General features: G+C 67.1%; 18 protein-coding genes and 6 pseudogenes. 13 read left to right on the forward strand and 11 right to left on the reverse strand.

The annotated features are described in order from the left end of the window. Positions 1–329: 329 nt before the first annotated feature. Positions 330–1,009 (reverse strand): annotated as a pseudogene (locus ACFZCY_RS38855) (hypothetical protein). Positions 1,010–1,089: 80 nt separating this feature from the next. Between ACFZCY_RS38855 and ACFZCY_RS38860 the strand changes: the two are divergent. Next, complete coding sequence (locus ACFZCY_RS38860) at positions 1,090–1,596, forward strand: WYL domain-containing protein (RefSeq protein WP_391184588.1); 507 nt, start codon at positions 1,090–1,092, stop codon at positions 1,594–1,596. A gap of 181 nt (positions 1,597–1,777) precedes the next feature. Here ACFZCY_RS38860 and ACFZCY_RS38865 read toward each other — a convergent pair whose 3' ends face one another. From ACFZCY_RS38865 to ACFZCY_RS38875, 3 genes are all read right to left on the reverse strand, one after another. Next, positions 1,778–2,134, reverse strand: a complete 357-nt coding sequence (locus tag ACFZCY_RS38865) for a hypothetical protein (RefSeq protein ID WP_391184591.1) — start codon at positions 2,132–2,134, stop codon at positions 1,778–1,780. After that, positions 2,131–2,400, reverse strand: a complete 270-nt coding sequence (locus ACFZCY_RS38870) for a hypothetical protein (protein ID WP_055558216.1) — start codon at positions 2,398–2,400, stop codon at positions 2,131–2,133. The genes ACFZCY_RS38865 and ACFZCY_RS38870 overlap by 4 nt, the downstream gene beginning before the upstream one ends. A 189-nt stretch (positions 2,401–2,589) precedes the next feature. Then, the gene (locus ACFZCY_RS38875) at positions 2,590–4,065 is read right to left on the reverse strand and encodes a tyrosine-type recombinase/integrase (protein ID WP_391184594.1); all 1,476 of its coding nucleotides are present in this window, start codon (positions 4,063–4,065) and stop codon (positions 2,590–2,592) included. A gap of 819 nt (positions 4,066–4,884) precedes the next feature. Here ACFZCY_RS38875 and ACFZCY_RS38880 point away from each other — a divergent pair. Then, a complete protein-coding gene (locus ACFZCY_RS38880; protein WP_391184597.1) occupies positions 4,885–6,018 on the forward strand; it encodes an SAVED domain-containing protein in 1,134 nt (377 codons plus the stop codon). A 117-nt stretch (positions 6,019–6,135) separates the two neighbouring features. Here ACFZCY_RS38880 and ACFZCY_RS38885 read toward each other — a convergent pair whose 3' ends face one another. The 4 genes from ACFZCY_RS38885 to ACFZCY_RS38900 all read right to left on the reverse strand — a co-directional run bounded on the left by ACFZCY_RS38885 (position 6,136) and on the right by ACFZCY_RS38900 (position 10,337). Next, positions 6,136–7,896, reverse strand: coding sequence for a ThiF family adenylyltransferase (locus ACFZCY_RS38885; protein WP_391184599.1), 1,761 nt, complete (start codon positions 7,894–7,896; stop codon positions 6,136–6,138). Then, on the reverse strand, positions 7,893–8,891 hold the full coding sequence (locus ACFZCY_RS38890; RefSeq protein WP_391184602.1) for a cyclic GMP-AMP synthase DncV-like nucleotidyltransferase: 999 nt from the start codon (positions 8,889–8,891) through the stop codon (positions 7,893–7,895). The genes ACFZCY_RS38885 and ACFZCY_RS38890 overlap by 4 nt, the downstream gene beginning before the upstream one ends. Positions 8,892–9,514: 623 nt before the next feature. Next, entirely contained in the window at positions 9,515–10,033 is a 519-nt protein-coding gene (locus ACFZCY_RS38895) for an ImmA/IrrE family metallo-endopeptidase (RefSeq protein WP_391184605.1), read from the reverse strand. Next, complete coding sequence (locus ACFZCY_RS38900) at positions 10,020–10,337, reverse strand: helix-turn-helix domain-containing protein (protein WP_391184609.1); 318 nt, start codon at positions 10,335–10,337, stop codon at positions 10,020–10,022. Before ACFZCY_RS38900 ends, ACFZCY_RS38895 begins: the two co-directional genes overlap by 14 nt. Before the next feature lie 487 nt (positions 10,338–10,824). On the opposite strand from ACFZCY_RS38900, the gene ACFZCY_RS38905 reads away from it, so the two are divergent. The 3 genes from ACFZCY_RS38905 (at position 10,825) to ACFZCY_RS38915 (ending at position 11,816) form a co-directional block, all read left to right on the forward strand. Then, a complete protein-coding gene (locus ACFZCY_RS38905) occupies positions 10,825–10,983 on the forward strand; it encodes a hypothetical protein (RefSeq protein ID WP_391184613.1) in 159 nt (52 codons plus the stop codon). Positions 10,984–11,075: 92 nt separating this feature from the next. Next, positions 11,076–11,354, forward strand: a complete 279-nt coding sequence (locus tag ACFZCY_RS38910; RefSeq protein WP_391184616.1) for a hypothetical protein — start codon at positions 11,076–11,078, stop codon at positions 11,352–11,354. Positions 11,355–11,627: 273 nt separating this feature from the next. Continuing rightward, on the forward strand, positions 11,628–11,816 hold the full coding sequence (locus ACFZCY_RS38915) for a hypothetical protein (RefSeq protein ID WP_391184618.1): 189 nt from the start codon (positions 11,628–11,630) through the stop codon (positions 11,814–11,816). Positions 11,817–11,878: 62 nt separating this feature from the next. Here ACFZCY_RS38915 and ACFZCY_RS38920 read toward each other — a convergent pair whose 3' ends face one another. Then, on the reverse strand, positions 11,879–12,745 hold the full coding sequence (locus ACFZCY_RS38920) for a hypothetical protein (RefSeq protein ID WP_391184621.1): 867 nt from the start codon (positions 12,743–12,745) through the stop codon (positions 11,879–11,881). A gap of 294 nt (positions 12,746–13,039) precedes the next feature. Here ACFZCY_RS38920 and ACFZCY_RS38925 point away from each other — a divergent pair. After that, positions 13,040–13,132, forward strand: a pseudogene (locus tag ACFZCY_RS38925) (transposase); the annotation flags it as partial. Between the two features lie 480 nt (positions 13,133–13,612). On the opposite strand, the pseudogene ACFZCY_RS38930 reads toward ACFZCY_RS38925, so the two are convergent. Together ACFZCY_RS38930 and ACFZCY_RS38935 are read right to left on the reverse strand one after the other, a co-directional pair. After that, positions 13,613–14,841, reverse strand: a pseudogene (locus tag ACFZCY_RS38930) (MFS transporter). Between the two features lie 137 nt (positions 14,842–14,978). Beyond that, positions 14,979–15,789, reverse strand: a pseudogene (locus ACFZCY_RS38935) (IS5 family transposase). 89 nt (positions 15,790–15,878) lie between these two features. Between ACFZCY_RS38935 and ACFZCY_RS38940 the strand changes: the two are divergent. The 7 genes and pseudogenes from ACFZCY_RS38940 to ACFZCY_RS38970 all read left to right on the forward strand — a co-directional run. Continuing rightward, positions 15,879–16,316: pseudogene (locus ACFZCY_RS38940) on the forward strand (hypothetical protein); the annotation flags it as partial. 77 nt (positions 16,317–16,393) lie between these two features. Next, positions 16,394–16,978, forward strand: coding sequence for a hypothetical protein (locus tag ACFZCY_RS38945; RefSeq protein ID WP_391184623.1), 585 nt, complete (start codon positions 16,394–16,396; stop codon positions 16,976–16,978). 36 nt (positions 16,979–17,014) lie between these two features. Continuing rightward, entirely contained in the window at positions 17,015–17,161 is a 147-nt protein-coding gene (locus ACFZCY_RS38950; protein ID WP_391184625.1) for a hypothetical protein, read from the forward strand. A gap of 174 nt (positions 17,162–17,335) precedes the next feature. Then, positions 17,336–17,434 (forward strand): annotated as a pseudogene (locus ACFZCY_RS38955) (integrase); the annotation flags it as partial. Between the two features lie 83 nt (positions 17,435–17,517). Continuing rightward, on the forward strand, positions 17,518–17,712 hold the full coding sequence (locus ACFZCY_RS38960; RefSeq protein ID WP_391184790.1) for a hypothetical protein: 195 nt from the start codon (positions 17,518–17,520) through the stop codon (positions 17,710–17,712). A gap of 332 nt (positions 17,713–18,044) precedes the next feature. After that, positions 18,045–18,485: a hypothetical protein gene (locus ACFZCY_RS38965; RefSeq protein ID WP_391184627.1), complete on the forward strand. Its 441-nt coding sequence runs from the start codon at positions 18,045–18,047 to the stop codon at positions 18,483–18,485. Beyond that, positions 18,482–21,337 (forward strand): tetratricopeptide repeat protein, encoded by a 2,856-nt coding sequence (locus ACFZCY_RS38970; protein WP_391184629.1) that lies wholly within the window; start codon positions 18,482–18,484, stop codon positions 21,335–21,337. Before ACFZCY_RS38965 ends, ACFZCY_RS38970 begins: the two co-directional genes overlap by 4 nt. Positions 21,338–21,540: the final 203 nt, after the last annotated feature.

Genomic DNA, 21,540 nt, shown 5'->3' on the forward strand with positions numbered 1-21,540 from the left:
AGGCATGGCGCGGTATCGCGACTCGATACGACAAGACGCCCGAGAGCTACCTCGCCGGCCTCCACCTCCGTGCCTCGATGATCTGGATCGACGACATCCTGAAGGCAACTGGCTGATCACAACATCACACAGGCCCTAGTACTGCAACGGTGCTTGCCGTGACTGCTGACCAGGTCGGTCGTTGGTGTGGTTATGGGTGGGGACCTTGCTGATGTCAGGTTGTGGGTGAGTGAGCTGAACGCTGTGCACGAGCGGTTCGCGCACCGTTTCAACAGGTCGGAGCCGAGAGAGTCGGCACTGCGCGAGTGCCCATAAATCATCTGCACAGCTCAGGTCGCTCGTCGGTATTCGTGGAGGGTTCCGCCGAGCCGATCTCGTCTGCGGACTTCCAGGAGGGTGAGATGGGCTTGTTGCGTGATGGGGGCGGGTAGTGGGCGGAATGAAGCGGCTTGTTCCAGGGCTCTGTGCGGGCGGTGTTCGTTGTAGAAGGATTCGTACTCGCGCAGGGCGTGGAGGAGATGTCGCTGGTTCCAGATCAACGTCCGGTCCAGGAGCTCGCGGCGGCAGGTCTGTATCCCACCTTCACTCCCAGCACGAGCAGCTCGCCGTGGAGGCGTCGGTATCCCCAGCTCGGGTTCTCCTTCGCTAAACGCAGCACCAGGATGCGGATGGAGCGTACGGTGCGCGGTCGTCCCGGGCGGTTGGGCCGGCAGGACGCGGTGTGGCGGCCTGCGGCGAGGTTGCGGTGCCAACGCAGTACCGTGTCGGGGCGTACGAGTAGCCGTAGTCTTCGCAGGACGTGCGGTGGCAGCCGGTGCAGCAGCGCCGCCAGGAATGCTCGATCGCCCGGCGTGAACCTGATCTTGTCTTTCCCGAATTGGCGTTCCAGCACGGTGATCTGGTAGCGCAGGGCGAGGATCTCGGCGTCCTTGTCCCGGTCGGTCATCGGCAGCGGGCGAAGTATCGCGAACGCGTTCGACACACCTAAGTAAGCCAGTCGCAGCAGCACGATCGATCATCATGACGCGCTGACGGCAGCTGCGCGAGAGCGCCGGCTCGAGCGACCGCGGCCAGATTTCGGGAAACCTGATGCACCGACCTGATGCACCGGCCCCCACCAGGGCGGATGAGGTTTCCGGCAAGGGTACGGCCACCTCGCGCAGGGTCGAGCCCTATCGCCAGATCCACCTGCTCCTGAGGTGGTACCTGCTGGGCTGGGACACCGACAAGGAGGACTGGCGCGTGTTCCGCATCGACCGCGTCAGTGAACTCCAGGCGCAGAGCAGGACGTTCGCACCACGCGCGCTGCCCGCGGGGACCGGCGTCGACTACCTCCGCCAGGGCATCAACAGAAACCGGCAGCGTGTGGTGGTCACGATCGACGCCCCGATGACGGAGGTGGCGGACGCGTTCGCGCATGAGGACATCGACCTCACGGCGGCCGCCGGAGGCGGGACCCACGCCGTCCTCATGCTCGACTCCTGGCAGTGGCTCCTGCCGCGTCTCGCCTTCCTCGACGCCGACTTCCGCGTCGAGGAGCCCACGGAGTTCCGCCAGGTGCTGCGGCGGTTCGGCGCCCGCCTCGGCCGACAGTGACCGGCCCGCCGTCCCGGCGGCGCGCGACATCACGAGCCCGACAATTCGAGGAGAACCCGGACGGCGGACTCCAGCGCGTAGTTCATGGACCCGCCATTGGGCTCGTAGCTTTGGCAGGCGGGGCGTCACGCTGCCCACGGGGGACCCGCGGCTGAATGCTGACCGTGAGGCCGTGGTTCTCTCAGGCGCTGGTGTTGCTGAGGTCCTGGATGCGGGCTTGTATCAGGGGGAGGATCTCGGCTGTGGCTTGTTCGACGGAGGTGGCGAGTACTTCGGAGTTGAGCTTGCGGTGTGGCACGTGAGCGAGTTTGTCGCGCAGTGCGATGGGGCCGCTGTATGCCTGTGTCACGGTGCCGTGAGATGCCTGTTTGAGCATTTCGCCGAAGGTGAGCATGCAGTAGGCCAGGGCGAGGAGGCGCTCATTCCCTGGCTTGGGTGTTCCGTCGCGGAGGATTGAGCGCGCTTGGTCGAGTGCTGCCGTTGCGTCGGTCAGGCGTAGCAGTTCCCGGTTCTCCCGGTCCGTGCGTGTGTTGGTCACGCCGCCCCGCGCAGGTCGTTCAGAGGTTCGGTTTCTTCGACTTCCACTCCGGGGCCGCGTGGGACGACTTCCACGAGGGCGCCGAGGATGCTGGACAGGTCTGATTCGAAGCTGGTGATGTCGAAGTAGGAGCGGTCGGCGTCCAGGGTGGCGACAAGTTCCCCGGGCTCGGTGCTCAAGGCGAAGGAGTGCAGGCCATGCCGACGTCCGAGCTGGCGAATGGTCGTGGCATTGGCGCGGAGCTTTGCGGTGGTGGCCGGCCTCACGGCTCATCCTCCCTAGCGCTTTCGGGCACCGGAATCGGCAGGAGCCAGAATATAGGAGTGTGGCAGCAGGATGGGCCTGCTCGGGAGGGGCGCAGGGAGCGGTGTCCTCTTGCTCCGTACGGCGGTGTACGACCCCGAGTCTTCTGCTACAGAGTGGTACGGCTCGTCGCGGAGAGTTGCCGCTGGGGGTCAAGGGGTCGCAGGTTCAAATCCTGTCGTCCCGACCAGCGTTTTCGCAGGTCGGAGGCCGTTTTTCCAGAGATGGGAGAGCGGCCTTCTTCGTGTTGTGCGGCGTGGTGGTCGCATGGTGGTCGCATGCACGCCTTGGGGTGCGGAGGCGCCGGGTGAACTGGCGGTCGGGGCGGCGAAGTAGGGCAGCGTGAGGCGCGCCCGGGGCCTGTTCGGGTGGTCGCGGCGTGGTCGCAGCCAGGCTGGCCAGTGCGGATGGCAGTCGGCGGCCGGGTCGGCTTGGGCGAGTGCGGTGTCGATGGCGTCCACGGCGTCGTGGGCGGCTTGCTGGGTGAGGTGGCTGTAGAGGTTGGCGGTGGTGGAGAGGGTGGAGTGCCGCAGGGTTTTGGAGACGACGGTGAGTGGGGTGCCCGCGGTGATGGAGAGGGTGGCGGCGAGGTGTCGCAGGTCGTGCAGGGTGATGCGGGGGACCCCTGCTTCCTTGGCGCGTCGGCGGAAGCGGTCCAGGACGGTTTGAGGCCGTAGCGGGCGGCCGTCGGGTCGGCAGAAGACCAGTCCGGTGAACGGGTCGTCGGAGCGGTCAGCCAATGCTGACTGTGGCGCGTTGGCTGCGCGGCGTGTGAGCGCGGCTGCCACGCGCGGGGAGATGGCGACCCAGTTCTTGCTGCTGCGGGTCTTGGGTGAGGTGATGACCAGGCGGGCGTTGTTGATGGCTGAGAGGGTGTAACGGACGTAGAGCACCCCTTCGTTGAGGTGCACGTCGTGCCAGTGGAGGGCGAGTGCTTCTCCTTTGCGCATGCCAGTGCCGATCAGGAGTTCGCACAGGTCGGCGATGAGTGGGTCGGTGTGGTGGCAGTAGCGCAGGAAGCGGGTTGCTTCCTCGGCTGTCCAGATCCGTCGCTCGGCGGTGGGTGGTCGGGGCAGGACGGCGGGGCGTGCGGGGTTGTGGGTGAGGCGGTGCTGGCGGACGGCGTCGCCCAGGGCGCTGGAGAGGGTGGCCAGGCACCGGTAGACGGTCACTTGGCCGCGGCCTGCGGCGAGCTGTGTGTGGACGAATCCGGTGATGTGGCGGTGGCCGAGCTCGTCCAGCTTGAGCGCGCCCAGGGCGGGGATCAGGTCGCCGGTGACGTAGTCGCGATACCGGGCCAGCGTGGTTGGTTTGAGCACGTACGCCTTCGTCTCCACCCAGGCAGAGAGGTAATCGGCGACGGTCTGGTTCGGGTCGCCGTTGAACCCGCCGGCCTCGCCCTCGAGGATCCGTTGCAGCGCGGCCTGGGCGGCGTTCTGGGTGGGGAAGCCGCCGCGGCGGATGGTGGTACGGCGGTGGTCGGGGGAGGGGAGGTCGACGGCGAAGGTCCAGCTTCCGTGGTCACAATCGGTTGCCAGTCGTGGGCAGCGGGTTCCGATCTGGTGGCGGCGTGCGTCGCGGCAGCCACAGCGCCGGTAGACACGTCCACGGTGGGTGACGGAGCGCATGGTGATCGCCTCCTGGGTTGGTGCGATGTGCCGACGATCCCAGTCTCCGTCGACGGGCACACCACGCGATCACTTCAGGCTCCATAGGCCTCTGAGCTGGGTGTTCCCCTTGTCGTGGCGACAAGTGCGGAGATCTGCCGGGCGCGGTAAAGAAAAATAGTGGGCCAAGCGTCGAAGATCTCGAGTGCCCAGCGGCGCATCATGCGCGGTATCCCCGGGACAGCCGGGATGCTGGACGAATTCCTGCGCCGCGCCGCCGCTGGCGCGACCAGTACCGCCCCGCCCGCACGGCAGCAGGCCGACCACCAGGCCGCGCTCGACGAGCTGATGCCGCCCGAGCGAGCGGCGGCGGGCCGTCAGATCGCCCGCCGCGACCAGCTCGCCGCCGCAGCCGCCACCCGGGTCGAAACCGCGCTCCGCATCACCCGTCAAGCTGCCGCCGTCGACTGGCCGTGCCCGCACTGCCGGGTCCTCAGGGGGAGGAGCCTGATCCGGCCGTCGCGAAGGAGGCGTTCGACCGCGAGACGTACAAGCAGCGCAACGCCGTTGATTCGGAGGGAATGGTCGTGCGCGGGCTCTGGTCGGCGAGCTGTTTGGCTGTTCGCGCACGTCGGCTCTTCGTGCGGCCGCCTCGCGAACGACGCCCCGTTTTTGTCAAGTTGCTCTAATGCGAGCGGGACTGTCGCCTAACGTCGGATGCGACGGATACGAGGGCGGATGAAGGCGGCAGCGATGAGCGGGGGCAGCAGAACACGCAGAGGGGGCCAGTCGGCCCAGCAGGTGGCTCTGGAGGTGTGGGTTCGCAGCGGAGGCCGGTGCGTGCTGTGCAACAGGTACCTGCTGGAGGGGCCGATGTCGGGGCGGACGGTGCGCTTGGGCGAGATTGCGCACATCGTCGGACAGAGCACGCACGAGCGCTCACCGCGAGGCACGGATCCGCTGGAGGAGACGCTGCGGGACGAGGCGGACAACCTCATGCTGCTGTGTGCTCAGGAGCACACCGAAATCGACGCGAAGGCCACACAGGACGTCTTCACCGTCACATGGCTGCGTGGTCTGAAGCAGGAGCATGAGGACCGCATCAGGCACGTGACCGGGCTAGGTCCCAGCCGTGCCACCACAGTAGTGCGGATGGTGGGGCCGGTGCATGGGAAGGCTGTGGAATTGTCGCGGCAGACTGCCGCGAGCGCGGTGACGGCGCGGCATCGATTCCCGCTGTTCTTGGAATCCTATTCCCGTCATGGGGTGGAGATCGATTTGCAGCACACGCCTGGTGAGGGAGCCACGGCGTCCGGGAACGCTCCGTCTGCAGCGGCCGCAAGCCGCAGCTACTACCGACAGGCAGTACAGGTCATCGATGAGGTGATCAGGCATCAACTGCGGCCGGGCATCGAGCGTGGCTCTGTGCAGCACGTGAGCGTGTTCGGGTTCGCGCGCCTGCCGCTGCTGGTGTACCTGGGGTCTCGGCTGGACGACACTGTGCCGACAGATGTCTATCAGCGTCACCGGCCCGAGCAGTCCTGGGTGTGGCCCGATGAGAGCGGGCCAGGCACGGAGTTCAGCGTGCGTCCGACTCAAAGTGGGTCGGCCTGTGACGAGGCCGTAGTAGTCATGAATGTCTCGGGGGCGATCAACCCTCACGAGATCCCCGCAGAGCTCACGGCCCTGCGCCGCTACGAGATCAGCCCAGTCGGCACGGCGACCTGCCCGGACATACTACGGCAGCGTGCATCCCTGCGGCATCTTGAGGACACGTTCCGAGACTTCCTGGCACGGCTGGAGACCGAGGCAAAAACACTGCGACGGCTCCACGTCCTGCCTGCCATCCCCATGTCCGCGGCGGTGGCCCTGGGTCGCGCCCATCATCCGCAGGTCCATCCGCAATTGGTGATCTACGAGCGGCTGGCGGGGAGTTACGTGCCCACGCTCGAGGTAGGGCAGACCACCAGCTGACACAGCGGGGGGCGGCACCGCTGTTCCGGACGCCTGCGGGCGACTGCCAGCACGCACAACACCTCACTACCCTCGTGTTCCTCGCCGAGGCACGCCGGGACGGGACGTAGGGCGCGCCTATCGGTCCAGGTCCGTGTGGGCGATGAAGTGATGCGCCGGGAGGGTGCCGGTGTGGGGCTGGGCGCACAGGTGGGTTCCTGATACGGGGTGGCGCATCTGGGTGCCCAGGAGGTTGACCAGGGTGGCGGTGGTTGCCATGAGGTCGGCGGCGGAACCGTGAAAAGTGGGGGCGGAACAGCCGCGGGTGGGGCGCAGTTCGTCGCCTGGGGCCGGTTCGGTCCACAGCCGGTGGTAGGGCTCGAGGCTTGGAGTGTCCAGGACGTGCCGCCCGCTGGTGTGGTCGATGGTGGAGAGACTCTCGGGGGTGTTGGGGGCGGCGATGGTGAGGATTCCCAGGCTGGCGGTGAGGCTGTCCGTGGCCATCTGGGCGAGAACGGCTCTGCGGTGGGGGCGTTGAGCGAGGAGGTCGAGGAAGCGTCCGGCGGCCACGCTGACGGTGGCGTCGATGATGAGGTTCGCGTGGTCGGCGGCCTCTAGGAGAGCGGAGTCGGGGGGCGGGCCGGTGATGTCAATGGTGATGTCGTCCTGGATGGCGCGCAGGCGCTGAGCCAGCGCGGCCGCCTTGTTCATGCCGATGTGGTTCTCGGTGTAGTTCTGTCGGACGAGGAGCCCGCCGGTGATACGGCCGGGATCGCTGAGGGTGAGCCGTGAGGCGCCGGCGCGGGTGACCAGCTCGGCTGCCCACGAGCCGATGCCGCCGCAGCCCCAGATGTGGACGTGGGCGCCGTGAAAGGCGTGGACGGGGCGCTGGGCGTCCCGGCGGGTGGTGACCTCGGGGCGTTCGTCGGAGAGGTAGCACCATTCGATGGCGGCTTGGCGAAGTTCGTCGGGCAGGCTACCCAGGCGGCTTGGTGTTCTGCGACGGGCAAGCAGGCGCAGCGCGTCGCTGGGGTGGGGCTGCAGCCGGCCGGCGAGGAGGAAAGGAGGTGTTGTCGGTGTGGTGGGGTGCCGGACGGTTAGGACGAAGTGCTGGGCGGTTTCCTCGGGGTTGCGCAGGGCACAGGCGGCGAGTGCGGTCAGCAGCGTCTGGGATGCAGCGCTCGGCCGCGGGGCGGAGCCGGGCGTGTCGGCGGTGGTGGAGTCGATGAGTGTCATGAGTTCGGCCAGAGTGCTGCCGGCCCCCAGGGGCAGTGAGTGGTTCACTGGCAGAATCGGGGTGCGGTGGCTGTGCACGTCTGCGGGCCGGTCGGTCAGGTCGAGTCGGTCGGGAGTTCGCGGGGTGAGCCAGCCTGTGCTCGGGTGGTGCGGGACGGGTTCTCGCACGACCACCGTAGGAGCGCCTGGTGTGTGGTGCAGGATGCCGCCGACAGGGTGGTAGAGGGCGGTGTCGGGGTCGAATTTGCCGGCCGCCGCGTCGGCGAGCCACTCCCACAGTCGGTTCATGACGGGGGTGATTCCGGCGGTGGGGTCCCATTCCCGGGCGGGGTCGAGGTAGATGCACAGCCGGTTGCCCTGCAGCACGTGCGGGGCGCCGGCGAACCGGTGGTGCGTGGTCTGCACCCAGGGCGGGGCCGTGAGGGTCGGGGGAAGGATGAGGAGGAAGTCCTCGACCTCCCCCACGAGCAGGCCGCCCGGCGCCTGCGGCATGTCGCCGGTGCGGACGCTGACGGGGACGATGACCAGGCCGCCTGGGCCGGTGCGGGGGTGGCCGGTGACGCGCAGGTCCTGGCGGTGCCCGGCTGCGAGTGCCGTGAGCTGGTCCAGCAGCTCTTGCTGCCACGGGTTGGGCCGGGCCCGAGGCGTCTTGCGCTTGCTCATCCGGCACGCCCGTTTCGGGACGTGGTGGTGATCAGCAGCGGGGTCGTGAACTTGGGGGTCGTCGGGTTGACGGAGGCGGTGGGGCGGGGTAGGTCGGGGAATGATTCGCCGAACAGGTTTCGCCACAGCCGCACGCTCGTGTCGTAATCCGGCTCGTCGTAGGCCTCGCGGATCTGGCGGGCATGGGTGTGGATGCGGTCACGGAAGTAGGCGTAGGTCGCCTGGTTCCAACGGTGGTCGAAGGTGACGCCCGACCCGGATGGGTCGGGGATGGAGGGCTTGGCGAGGCGGTCCTGCAGCCACGCGTCGAGGTCCTCGACAATGCTGAGCAGAGCGGTGGGCACATTGCTGTAGCAGCCGGGCTCACTGACAGCCTTGATCTCACTGACTCGCTCACCGAGCAGGGTGGTGAGGATGATGGAGCGGGTGCCGGTGAAGGACTTCCGGTGGTTTCGCAGGTACTTCATCAGGCGGATGACCTTGCGCAGGTTGCCGTCGGCGATGCGATCCTTCTTCTGCATCCAGGCGGTGAAGCCGGCCGGGTTGGTCTTCTCCCACAGGTCGTCGTCACGGTTGATGATCACTTCGCGGCCGTCCTCCAAGTGGAGGTAGGGCACGATGTCGACGTGCATGGAGTTGGCGTAACTCAGCTGCACGCAACGGCACTTACGAGTGTGTGGCATGCCCCCGTAGACGCTGTGCCGGTGGAGGGCGGCGTAGACCTTGTCGAGGTACGTCTTCGGACTGTCGGCCACGACCTCGGCGAGGTGGAGCATGAAGTCCGCGTCGAACTCGGCGCCGCCGACGGGGTTGATGATGGTGCGCTGCGCCCACGACCCCTGTCGCTTCTTTCCCAGGACCAGCGGGCCGAGCTCGGGGTCGGCCTTGAGCGCGCTGTAGATGGTCTCGACACGGATGGCGAGGAGATCGAGCTTGGTCTGGCTGAGGTTCACGGTGTCCCGGAGGAACACCTCGAAGCCGCTGATGTGCTGCACGGCGGTGATTCCCTTCTGTACTGAGCTGGCAAGGGGCTCAGATGGCGGTTGTCTGGGCGTGATGGGGCCACGCGGATGCGTCAGGGGCATGCCGACGGGTATGAAGGCATGGGCCACGGAGAGTGGTGGAGGGCGCGGGGACGCGCCTACGAGGCGGGTGCGCACGTATGGGTTGTCAGGCAAACGCGAGGGTCCTGGTAGGGACTCGCGGGGAGACCGGCCGTGGCACTTCGCAGAGGGCCGGGCGATGCGTGGCATCAGCGGATGGCCGCTCGCTCGCGACGGCTGGCCACCGGATAGAGGTCGGTGCAGTCCGGTCAGTGGTGCCGAGGCCGTCACGGCCAGGCACGTACACGCGGTACCGCCCGGGTGGACTCCTGTCAGCCTCACGCCGAGCAGGGGTCACCCCATACACAGAGAGACTGGTCACTCTCTGCCGTAACCAGTGCACCACATAGGGCGACACTCTCGCAAGACGAATTTTGAACGTCAGTTTCACTGACGTTATCCAGCACGCGTGACCGCTGATCATTGCTCAGCAAACCTATGTGAAGGTTTAATTCAGCGGAGACCTGGTTCGACGCAGCCGACCGGCGGGACCCTTGCCGACGGTCGGAGCGCTGTCAGTGGGCGGGACCGGAGACGATGCCGAGGTTCATCAGGCGGTAGGTCATCGCCATCTCGCTCAATTGGAACTGCTTGGCCAGCACTCGGACAAGATCGTCCGTCGTTCGGAAACTGATGCACTGAGCAGCCCGGCGGACCATCTCCTGGGGGGCCAGCAGCGCTGCGGCGAAGCGGTTGGCGTCGATCTCCTCACGATCGGTGGCCATGCTCGACACCGCGTTGCGGTAGTTCACTCGTGCGTCGGTGTCCAGGATCAACGGCCGCCCCTCGTGTAGGCGCAGGTGCCCCAGCTCGTGCGCCACTGTGAAGCGCTGCCGCTCGTGCGAGTGGGTCTCGTTGACACCGATGACGCAGCTGCCGTCCTTGCGTAGGAGCATGCCTGAGACATCGTCGTCCATGCCTTGAGGGACAACGAGGACATCGAGTCCCCGGGCCAGCTCGAACGGGTTGACCGGGGGCTCATTGATGCGGAACTCCCGCAGCAGCACACGTGCCGCAATGTCAGCCTTCGCCATGACCGTCCCTCATCTTGGCCGCCTGCGCCCACACGGCGGCGACATCGGCAGCATGCCGGGCAGGGAGACCAGCCGCCCCATCGGGACGCAGAGGAGGAAGCAGATCCTCCGGCTGCACGCCCAGTGCAGCGGCAATGAGAACGAGCCGGTAGAGCGGCGGCGCCTGCGTCCCGGCCTCGATGTTCGCGATCGAACCGCGCGACAGCCCCGCTTGACGCCCTACATACGCCTGCGTCACCCCCGCGCGCCTCCGCGCCTCTCGGATGAGCCCAGCCACGGCCGTGTTGAACGCCTGCTCCTCCACATCGCCCCCAAGTACCGCCAGCCTCCCTGACAACCTAACGCCCTACCCCCAGCGCTGCCAGGCCTCCGTTCGAACATGACTGGGCACTCACGGTATCCGCTCGCCACCTGGCCAAAGCATGAAGCAACAGGTCAGCGGGAGTTCGGCACCCGGCCGGTTCGCTGTGGCCTCCCTCGAACACTCACCGTAAGAACCACTCCTCGCAGCGACTCCATCCAGGTGAGCGTCAGCGCCAGAAACCCAGGCCCACCAGACGGGAGCCATGCGACAGCCCTTGGCTGGGCACGTACAGGGGCGATCGCGCACCTCCGCTCCCCCATGAGCGAACCGCCTCTGGCGCAGCCTGAGCCTCAGCGAGGCAGCCTGCCTGCGCCCGTCGAAAGCCTACGGCCTACAGCATTCCCATTACATCTGCAACATTCTCAACCAACATGCAGGGCACCAGGCCGGCTGGCAGCTGCTGTCCCTCCTCGTAGGCGGCTACCAGATGAGCTGGCACATCGCGTCCCGGGATGCTGGCCTGTTCACCCACGTCGAGCACGTCCCCGCCAGCGATCCGCGCGCCCAGTGGGACGGACACAGCACGACCGCGAAGTACGAGCGCATCCAGCAGCACATCGAGCGCCTCGCAACGGACCGCCCCTGAGCAGCACGACGGGGCGCCCTACCAGTCCGGCCAGACCAGGGCGCCCCACACGGCGAGATCACCGTACCCGAGCAGCACAGGAGCAACACGCGATGATCACCGCCGACAGCACCACCCGCCTCACCCTCGCCAACCTCCGCATCATCACCAGCCACTGGGGCGACCTCCACCACGCCCTCGCCACCACCGGCACCGCCACCTGGCCCCCGCCGGGAGGATGGCCGACTACCTCGCCTCCGTCGACCGTCGCACTGACGACGAGCGCGAAGCCGCGACATGGCAAGCCCGAGCGCTCCGCGAACTGGAACGCAGCCCCGAGCAGATCGGCGAGACCCGCGCCCCCATCCGGCTCCGCATCCTCGACACCATGACCACCGTCGAGGCGGACTTGGTCGAGCTGGCCGACCACATCGCCGCCCGCGTCCAGCGCCCCCCGATGAGCCGCGCCCCCCCGCGGCTGGCCCGCCGCCGACCGCGCGCGCCGCGACCAGCTCGCCCGCGAGGACGCGGCCGATCCGCGCCGGTGGCGATACGTCGGCACCCGCAGCGGCCGACGCGCCTCGGCCTGGTTGCTGGCCCGAGTCCAGGGGCATCCTGGCCCGTTCGATCGACTCACCGACGACCAGCTCCGCCGCATCGCCGCCGTGGCTGGCCAAGCCGTGTGGCGCGTCGAGAAGGCACTCGACATGGCCGCCCACAAAGCCGCCCTCGCCCACCCGTGCCCGGACTGCAGCGGCCAGCTGCTCATCGAGGCCGGCGGCGGCGAACGGCCAGCGGTGTGGTGCTCGGACTGCGGGCGCACCTGGCACGAGCCGGAGCCCGCCGCAGCATGACGGTGCGCGGCCCGCTCCGGAGGGTGGTCAGAGCCGACTGCGGCCTGGCCACCCCTTCGGGCTCAGGCTCCGTTCTGCTGCTGCCCGTTGGCATCTGCCTGTCCTGGCACGCCCGGCCCGGTGGCGATCGCCTGCACCAGCGTGGTGAGGACTTCGGCACGCTGCTCCTGGCTCAACTCCGCGTCCGCGACCAGCCGCTCAGCAGCCAGGTAGCGGGAGAACTCAAGCGGCTGGTCGAAATAGGCTCGCAGGTGAGAAGACGCTACCTCCTGGGACTTTACGAACGTTCGGCTGACGTATCCGGCCAGCGCCGCCGACACCGCGCCCAAGCCGCCGGCCACCACACTTCCGGCTGTCGTGCTCGCGTTCAGCGCGATGGCAACGAAGATGACCAACAAGCCGAAGCCGACGAGCATGGCGAGCTGTGCATTTCGAAACGATCTCCGTGCCTGGCCAGTCGCGATGTCGTGATACAGCTCCAGGCGAGTATGGGTCACAGTCCACAGCTCCGGCAGGGAGAGACGGGACGCGCGAGACGGCACGTCTCCATTGGCGACGTTGGTGCTTCCGCCCGCCTGATAGACGCGCCCGGAGCCGGAACTAACCGCCGCTCTGGTTCCCGCCGCCTGGTCCGCAACGCGCAGTGCCGCCTCCAGGTCACGCTCCGCGACGCGCACCCGCTCACGGCTTTCCTGGATGCCCTGGTCTTCACGACGCCGGGCCCGGACCACGTACACCATCAGTCCGGTGATCATGCCGATCGTCGCGCTGAGAAAGAAGACCAGGTACATCAATGGGCTGAAACTGAAGCCCGGCAGCGCAAAGGTCACGGTTAAGGCCAGTGTGGCAGTGGCCGCAACCACCACACTGAGCATCCAAGGATGGAGGAATCGACTGCTGGCGCGGTTGGAGGGCTCGCTGCTCGGCATAGTTGATCAGCATGACGATCATCCACGATGGCGTCCACCGGTTCCACGCAGATGATCTCCACTACGGGGCAGGTGACGGGCTGGTTGCACGGGCGCATGATGACGACCGGCACCGCGCGTCGTCACCACACATCCGGCCCGCCGCCGTGCCATTCGATCTGCGGGGAGTCGAGGTCCATCTCGTCCGCGTCCTCCAGGCCGGCGTGCCGCAAGGACTCGCGGGGATCGGACGGCCCTTACGCGGTGCCGAGGATCGTGCCGTCCACGCGCACCCGCCGGCCGCCGCCCGGTGAGATCGACGACACCGGCTTCCTCAAGAAGGGCACCACCTCCGCCGGGGTGCAGCGCCAGTGCTCCGGCACCGCCGGCCGCACCGAGAACTGCCAGGCCAGGGCCACCAGGCAACGTTGATAGATACGATGGCATGACCCTAGATATCGGAGGCAAGTGCCATGCAGGAGAGTGAATTAGGTTGGGGTGAGCCAGTTGTTATCCTGACGGCTCTCGGCTTGGAGTACGAGGCAGTGCGTGCGCATCTGACGGGCATCCGGCGGCTGGTGTATGGAGACAGATTTCTACGCGTATGACGGGGCTAAGCACGCCGACGACGGAGTGCTGATCCGCCCCGTCGCGTGGGAAGCCTCGTACAGTCTGGAGCAAGCCGCGCAACACGTGCTGCGTGGAGAGGCGTGGATGGAACGTATCACTGCGGGGCGCTCGAATCCGGTCGGGAGGGGCAGAGCCTTACAACGGCTAACAAAATGAGGTGGGTTGGCCTTGTATGCCGTAGCCGGGCCGGGAATCGAGGTCTCGGCTCAGCATGGGGACGTCGGCGCGGTTGTGTCGGATGAGACCGTGCTCGCCGAGCTACTCGTGCGCGTCTGCGTTTCCTGGCCAGTTGAGACGCCTGGCAAAGTGGGCTCCCGCTGTCAGGGCCATGAATACCGCAGTGCAGCCGCCGAGCACCATGACCACGGATAGAGAAGTGCGGTCCAGGACCATTCCCCCCAGAAGCGCGCCGATGGAGATCGTGGCTTGGAAGGAAGCCGTGAACAGAACCGATGCCGCTTCAGGGACAGACGGAGCCGCCTTGGAAAACCAGGTCTGGGATGCGACCGGCACTGCGCCATAGCCGACGCCCCACAAGATCAGCAGGGCAACGGCACCGCCTCCCAGCGGCCCACCATGGGAAGCAGAAGAGTCGCCGCTGCAATGAGTCCGGCCGCAAGTCCGAAGACAGTCCGCGGATACTGTGCCAACCGAGCACCCGCGAGAAAGTTGCCGAGGATACCGGCAGCGCCGTAGATCAACAGGAACGTGGTGATCAGGCCGTCGCCGGCATGGGTGACCCGTTCCAGGAACGGCGTCACATAGGTGTAGGTCCCGAAGTGGGCGAGCACGATCAGGAACGTCAGCAGGAGCGCGAAGCGGGTGTTGCTACTGCGGAACATGCCCCTCAGATCGCTCAGCCGGGTGGCCTGGACGGGAGGTAACGGGGGCGCGACCAGGAGCAGCATGATCAGCACCCCGACTGTCAGCGCCCCCATGACCGCGAATGCCGTACGCCACCCAGCGAGATCCCCGAGAAGGGTGCCGGTCGGTGCCCCGAGGACGGATCCCAACGGGACAGCGGAGAAGATCACGGCGGTTGCCCTGCTGACCGAGGTCGGCGGCACCAACCGTTCGGCCAGCCCAGCGCCTATCGACCAGAACCCACCGATCGTGATCCCCACCATGACCCTGGAGACCAGCACGAGCCAGTAGTCGGGTGCCGCAGCAGCAAGGAAATTCGCCAGGGCCAGCAGGAGCATGAACACGCACAGCATCAGGCGACGGTCGATGCGTGCCGTGGCCACAGTGACGAGAGGAGCAGAGACCGCCGCGAGAAAACCCGGCATGGTCATCATCAGCCCGGCCACACCGTCTGAGATGGTGAAACTGGAGCCGATCGAGGTCAGCAGACCGATAGGCAGGATCTCAGTGGTGACGATGGCGAAGATTCCCAGCATCACCGAGACCACGGCTAGCCAGCCGATCAGCGGCGATGGGGTCGGCAGAGCTGCGTCGTCGACTGGGTTGGCAGTGGTGGGGGACATGGGCTCCGTCCTGGGATGGGCAGTGCGTTGACGAACAGCTCAGCAGGCGGTGTCCCCGGTCGGCTGGCAGAACTACGACAGCACCCTCGCGCTCCGCCGTTGGTGTCGCATTCTTGCCAGACCAACGGCACTTGCGGTCAACACAGCGAGTTGAGTTGTCGGTGGGTGATGAGGCAGCAGGCGAGTTTGAGGAACGCTTCGTGGATGTCGGCTCGCCGTTCCCATCGGATGCGCAGACGTCGGAAGCCGTGCAGCCACGCAAAACTCCTCTCCACGACCCATCGGTAGGTGCCCAGTCCAGTGCCGTGCGGGGTGCCGCGGCGGGCGATCGCGGGCACGATGCCGCGGGCGCGGACCTGTTCGCGGTAGATGTCGTGGTCGTAGCCGCGGTCGGCAAACAGCGAGTCGGCTTACGGCGGGGATGACCGATCCGGCCGCGGACCGGCGGGATCGCGTCGAGCAGCGGGAGCAACTGGGTGACATCGTTGCGGTTGCCGCCGGTCAGCAGGACAGCGAGCGGCGTGCCGTGCCCGTCGGTGATCAGGTGGTGTTTCGAGCCGGCCCGACCCCGGTCGACCGGCGACGGGCCGGTGTGCTGCCCCCTTTTAGTGCTCTGACGTGGGAGGAGTCGACCACGCAGCGGGACCAGTCCAGCCGTGAGACCGCGTTCAGCTCGGCCAGCAGGACCTCGTGGAGCCGTTGCCACACGCCAGCCTCGTTCCAGTCCCGCAGACGGCGCCAGCACGTCATGCCCGAGCCGAAACCCAAGTCCTGCGGCAGGTACTCCCACTGGATCCCGGTGTGCAGCACGTACAGGATCCCGCACAGCATGTCCCTGTCCGGCAACGGCTTGCGGCCGGGACAGCGGAACCTGCGCTCACGCTGCGGCAGCAGCGGCACCAGGCAGTCCCACAGTTCATCCGACACGATCCACGGCGGCGTCCCCATGCCGCACCGAACGCTCAACTGCCGCCCCGGACACGGCAATCGGAAGCGATCCACCTCATTGTGTTAGCCGTTGTTAGGTTCACTTCAAGCCCATCGCGTCAGGGGAGAGTGTGCTGCGTTCTGCTGATTCTGCGCTACGGAACCTGTTATTTCGAAACTTCAACGATGTCGCCGCCATCGAGATGGAGAGCGCCGGGCTTGCGGTTGCATGCGCGTTGAGAGGCATGAAGCCACTCACTGTCTGCGGCATCAGCGACCATGCGGACGGTAGGAAAGCGGTAGCCGACGAGGAGAGGTGTCAGACGCGCGCCGCAGCGCATGCGGCGGCTGTTGTCGCGATCGTGACAGCTCTATCTCCCGTCGCAGAAGAGCCCGAGCCGACCGTCGCCAGCGAGCCTGATGCACAGGCGGCGGGAAAGCTGCAGGTGAACAGCGCGAGCCACGGCGGAGTTGTCAACGCCGTACAGGGCGGCTCACTCACTGCTCACAGCCATATGCCAGGCAGTCCCCGAGGCGGAAGTCACTAATGACCGGAGTCGGACCCTCTGGAGTATCTGGAGAAAGTCAGGAGCCCGTCGTCGAGGATTTCGATACGTACCACTTGGTGCAGCGCAACGATGCCACGAGCGGTGGCGTCATAAACGCTGTCCAGGGCGGGAATCAGACGAATATCTTCCTGACAGCCACGGATCACGGCAACCCCGACTTGGAAGATCAACTGGTCCAAGCCGCCAGCCACCTGACCAACGCAGCCGTCTGGAAGAAGCGTTACGAGGCTTATGAAGCTTTCAATGCTACGTGGGCACAGTTCCACTCATACATGAGAAGTTGTGAAAGAATCCTAACCCGGCCTCTCAGCTCCACCGAGGTGCGGGCGGCGACAGAAAGGCATGCTGAGCTAATCGATGAGTGGCGAATCCAGATGGGGCGCATCACCCTCGTCGACTCGGATATCACTCCAGCGAAAGAAGCGTTGGAGGCAGCCACAAAGGCCATGCAGGAAATGAACCACATCCTAAGTCTCAGGATTTCCATCTTGGAGGGTGAGCACTTTACTGGTCGCGCGCTTCAGGAAAGACGAGAAAAACTAAATAGTGCCAAAAATGTAGCAGATGAACGATTTTGGGAATTCCTGTCACGCTCTTCTGTTAAGCTGGGAATTTCTCGAGATCCTAGCGCCGATCATTAACGCAAGGAAAATCTACAAATATTGGATAAGGTGTTGATGTGTCTTGCTACCGCGCAAGCCGAGGGCATCATCGCGGCAGATTTCTTCCACATCCACATCGCCGTCGGCAGGTGGCTGTACGGGCTGGAGTTCCTGGAGCATGGCACTCGGCGGCTGCACATCACCGGGTCATCGCCCGCGTGACACGTGCCTGGGCAGTGCAGCGGGCCAGGAACCTCATCGCTGACCTGGGCCTACGCAACGAGTCCCTGCGCTTCCTGCTGCGCGACCGCGATGACAAGTACGAGCGAGACGTTCGACGCCGTCTTCCAGGCTGAGGAGATGGAGATCCTCAAAAGTGGGCCACAAGCTCCCCGTATGAACGCGCACTGCGAACGCATCATCGGCAGCATCCGACGCGAAGCCCTCGACCACATCCTCATCATGAACGAGGTCCAGGCCCGCCACCTGCTCGCCGCGTACGAGCGGCACTACAACCAGCACCGACCCCACCAAGCCCGCAACCAGTTACCACCCGACGCCCCGACCAACCCGCCGCGGTGCACCACTTCAACACTCACAACGTCCTGCGCACCCCGGTCCTCGGTGGGCGCATCAACGAGTACAGATATGCGGCACGACGTGGAGCGATCACCTTTCGAGCAACACAGGTCACGGACGCGATCGGCCGGGTGCTGTTCTACAGCCCGACCAGGCACGGCAGCTACGCGGACATCAGGACGCTCGTCGGTTAGGGCTGGTCAGGCTCATGGTGGACGGTTCCGCGGGGAAATCCTGGCGAGCCCCGGCCGGACCGGTCGCCGTCGGCCCTTCTCTACCAGGTCGAGGACATCGTCGTGGTGACCTTGGAGCCCATGCCGGGTGAGGGCACGCACTGGTCGCAGGCGTCCCAGGCTGCTTGTACCGGACTGTCGAAATTGACCATCGGGCGGATCTGGAAGCGGGCAGACGAAGTCCGCCTCTCACGTGGGCCATGGCCCGAACGAGGGCCCGAGGGCGAGACTCGGTCTCGCCATGGACAATATCCGTATAGGGCAGCGTTCGTGGGAGCGTAGGGCGAGGGGACATGATGCTGGAGGAACTGATTCTGGCCGGGGGAACCACGGTGGTCGGGGCCATGGCCACCGATTCCTGGATAGCCGCGCGCGGTGGAGTCGCGAGGTTGTTCCGCCGTCGGGGAGAAGACCAGCAGGCAGCCATCGAGGCCCAGCTGGACAACAACGCGGCCTTGGTCGCACGGGCGGACGACGCCGAGCGGGTCCGCCAGAGCCTGCTTCCGGTGTGGTTGCTGGAGCTGGAATCGTTGTTGGACCAGCACCCGGACGCCGTCGATGAACTGCGTGAACTGATCAGCGAGGTCCAGAAGCGGCTGCCCGAGACGCAGCGCGCATGGGTGCAGAACAACGTTGCCAAAGACGGCGGGCAGCTCTTCGCGGTCCAAGGCGGCAACGTCATCGTGCACCAGGCACCTCCCGGACCGGGAGGCGGCACCGGGGACGCCCAGTGAGCGATGCGGGCCCAGGAACCCGACAGGTCGTCCGCGTCGACAACGGGTTCGGGTACGGCGTCGTCGGTGCCGATCTGCATGTCTTCCCCGACCGAGGTCCGGTCTATCTGCTCTCCGAGTACTGCCCGCCTTCCGTTCCCACGGACCAGGACACCGCATGGTTCACCGCCCAGCCCAGTCGCCTGCTCAACGCCCGCTTCCGGATCGTGGACTTCACCGGCCGCGATCGGGAGCAGGCCGAGCTGGCCGCGTGGCGGGACGGCGGCGGTCCGCGCACCGCGGCCACCTGGCTGCACGGCCCCGGCGGGCAGGGCAAGACCCGGCTGGCGGACCAGTTCGCCGCCGACAGCGCCGCGGCGGGCTGGAAGGTCGTCACGGCCACTCATGGTTCCGGTGCGATCCAGCCACACCTGGGAAGCCAGGACCTGCGACTCGACGGTGCCGCTGGACTGCTGCTGATCATCGACTACGCCGACCGCTGGCCCTTGTCCCACCTGACCTGGCTGTTCAGCAACAAGCTGCTCGACCGGCCACTACCGACCCGGCTGCTGTTGCTGGCCCGCTCGGTCACCCCCTGGCCCGCCGTACGCGCCGCGCTGGAGGACGCCGCGGTGGGGACCGGCGACCACGCGCTGCGGCCGCTGACGGACCGGGCCGGTGAACTCGGCGAGCGCCAGGCCATGTTCACTGTGGCCCGGGACTGTTTCGCCGCCCGCTACGGACTCGTCGACCCGTCCGTCATCGATCCGCCCGACTACCTGGACCGACCGGACTTCGGGCTGATCCTCGCCCTGCACATGGCCGCACTGGTGGCCGTCGACGCCCACACCCGGGGAAGCAGCGCCCCCAGCGACATGGCGGGCCTGTCCGCCTATCTTCTGGGCCGCGAACGCAGGCACTGGACCCAGCTCTACGAGAACCGGCTGGAGGGCCTGGACTTCGAGACTCCGCCCGGCGCAATGAGCCAAGTGGTCTTCACCGCCACCCTCACCGGGGCCGTCGCACACTCAGAGGGCACGGCGTTGCTGAGCCGTCTGGATCTGGAGCGCCCCGGTCGGCTGCTGGCCGACCACACCGCCTGTTACCCGCCGCAGGAGCCCGGTGCCGTCCTGGAACCGCTCTACCCCGACCGGCTCGCCGAGGACTTCCTGGCACTGAGCCTCCCCGGGCACGAGGCGACCGGCTACCCCACCCTTCCCTGGGCGGTTGACGCCACCGGCAGGCTCGTCGCCCGCGACGCACAAGGCTCGCCGCCCGCACACCTCGCCCGCGCCCTGACCTTCTTGGCCTCTGCGGCGGCGCCGCACCGCTGGCCGCACACCGTCCGGCACCTGGAATCCCTGCTGCGCGCGGATCCCGCCTTGGCCGTCGCTGCCGGCAGTGCGGCCCTGACCGCACTCGCCTCCCTCGACCTCGACACCGCGGTCCTGGAGGCCGTGGCCGCGCACATTCCCCGTCACGGTCAGGTGGACCTCGACGCCGGGGTCGCCGCCTTCACTCAGCGCCTCACCGGCCATCGGCTCGCCGCCACCGACGACCCTGCCGAACACGCCCGTCTGTATCAGGACCTCGGGTTCAGGATGTTGCGGGCGGGGCATCGGGAGGAGGCATTGGCCGCCACCGAGAAAGCAGTAGGCATTTTCCGTCGGCTGGCGGCCGCCGCCCCCACCACGTATGAGCCCGTCCTCGCCGCCGCACTGGCCGATCTGAGCGAGCGCGCCCTCCAGGCGGACCGCAAGGAGGAGAGCCGCCGAGCCGCGGAGGAGGCGGTCGGCATCTTCGAGCGCCTGGCCGCCGCCGATCCCACGACGTACGAACCCGGCCTCGCGCTCTCCCTGTCCCACCTCGGCCAAGGCATGTCGGAGGCGCGGAAGCCGGAGGCGGCCCTGGCTGCCACTCAGAGGGCGATGGGGATCTTCCAGCGGCTCGCCGCGACCGCCCCCGCGCTCTACGAGCCGGGTCTGGCGATGGCGCTGGCCAACGCGGCCGTCTACTCCTGGAAGCTGCGCCGTTGGCCGGAGGCCCTCACCGCCGCGGAGCGGGCCGTCGAGATCACCCGGCGGCTCGTGGCCGCCGCCGGGCCCGCGATGGACGGTCCCGACCTCACGCGATCCATAGCGATGGACGAGGCAGGGTTGGCGACGGCACTGACCAATCTCGCGACCTTCCGATGGGGCGCGCGCCACCGCGATGGCGCGCTGAGCGCCCTGCGGGAGGCGGTCGAGATCGGCCGGCGGCTGGTGGCCGTCAACCCCGCCGCCCACGAGCCCCTGTTGGCCACGATCCTTGCCTCCCTCGGCATCTGCCTTGCACAGAGCGGGCAGGGGAAGGAGGCCCTGGCCGTCACCGGCGAGGTCGTGGAGATCTACCGGCGGCTCGCGGCGCGAGGACCCTCCGAGTTCGAGGAGCCGCTGCGCGAAGCGTGTGAGGCGCACGAGGCTGTACGGGACCGGCTGAGCGGCGTGCCCAAAGAGAACGACAGGACCTGGACGCTGGAGGAGCACTATGTGACTCTCCTCAACCAGGACGAGGTCTGGCAGGACGCCCAGGACCGCCGCCACCGCCTTGACGACATGGACGCCCAATACTGCGGGAACGTGCTCCGTTTCCTGCTACGTCGGGCCGACGTCCTCTTCGAGAAGCTGGCGGACGGGCTCGGCACCTCTCCCGAGTCGCTCGGCCGGTGGGAGGGCGAGGACGCCCGGACCTGGCTCGCACGGCAGCCACTCGCCGTCGCGCTGCGCCGCCGCTCGGAGGGCAGGCCCGCCCGGTCCGGACTCTGTTACTGCGGATACGGGATCCAGCCCGGCTGGCATCATGATCACTGCTACCCCGGCATCATCGTCGACTGAACACCGCGGACAGAGGGGGACTAGTGGGGGACGCGGCCGAGTTCGGCCAGAGCGTTGTGGAGGTCGTGCGGGAGCGCTGGGGCGTCGTCCTGGACAACGGCCGGCTCATAGCGCGTTTCACCGAACCGGGATGGAGCTACGGGGAGGAGGTGCCGCGCGCCTGCCCGGAGTGCGACGGACGGATGCACTCACTCCGCAGGCCC

It is taken from the genome of Streptomyces sp. NPDC007983 (genome assembly GCF_042958345.1).
Taxonomy (GTDB): domain Bacteria; phylum Actinomycetota; class Actinomycetes; order Streptomycetales; family Streptomycetaceae; genus Streptomyces.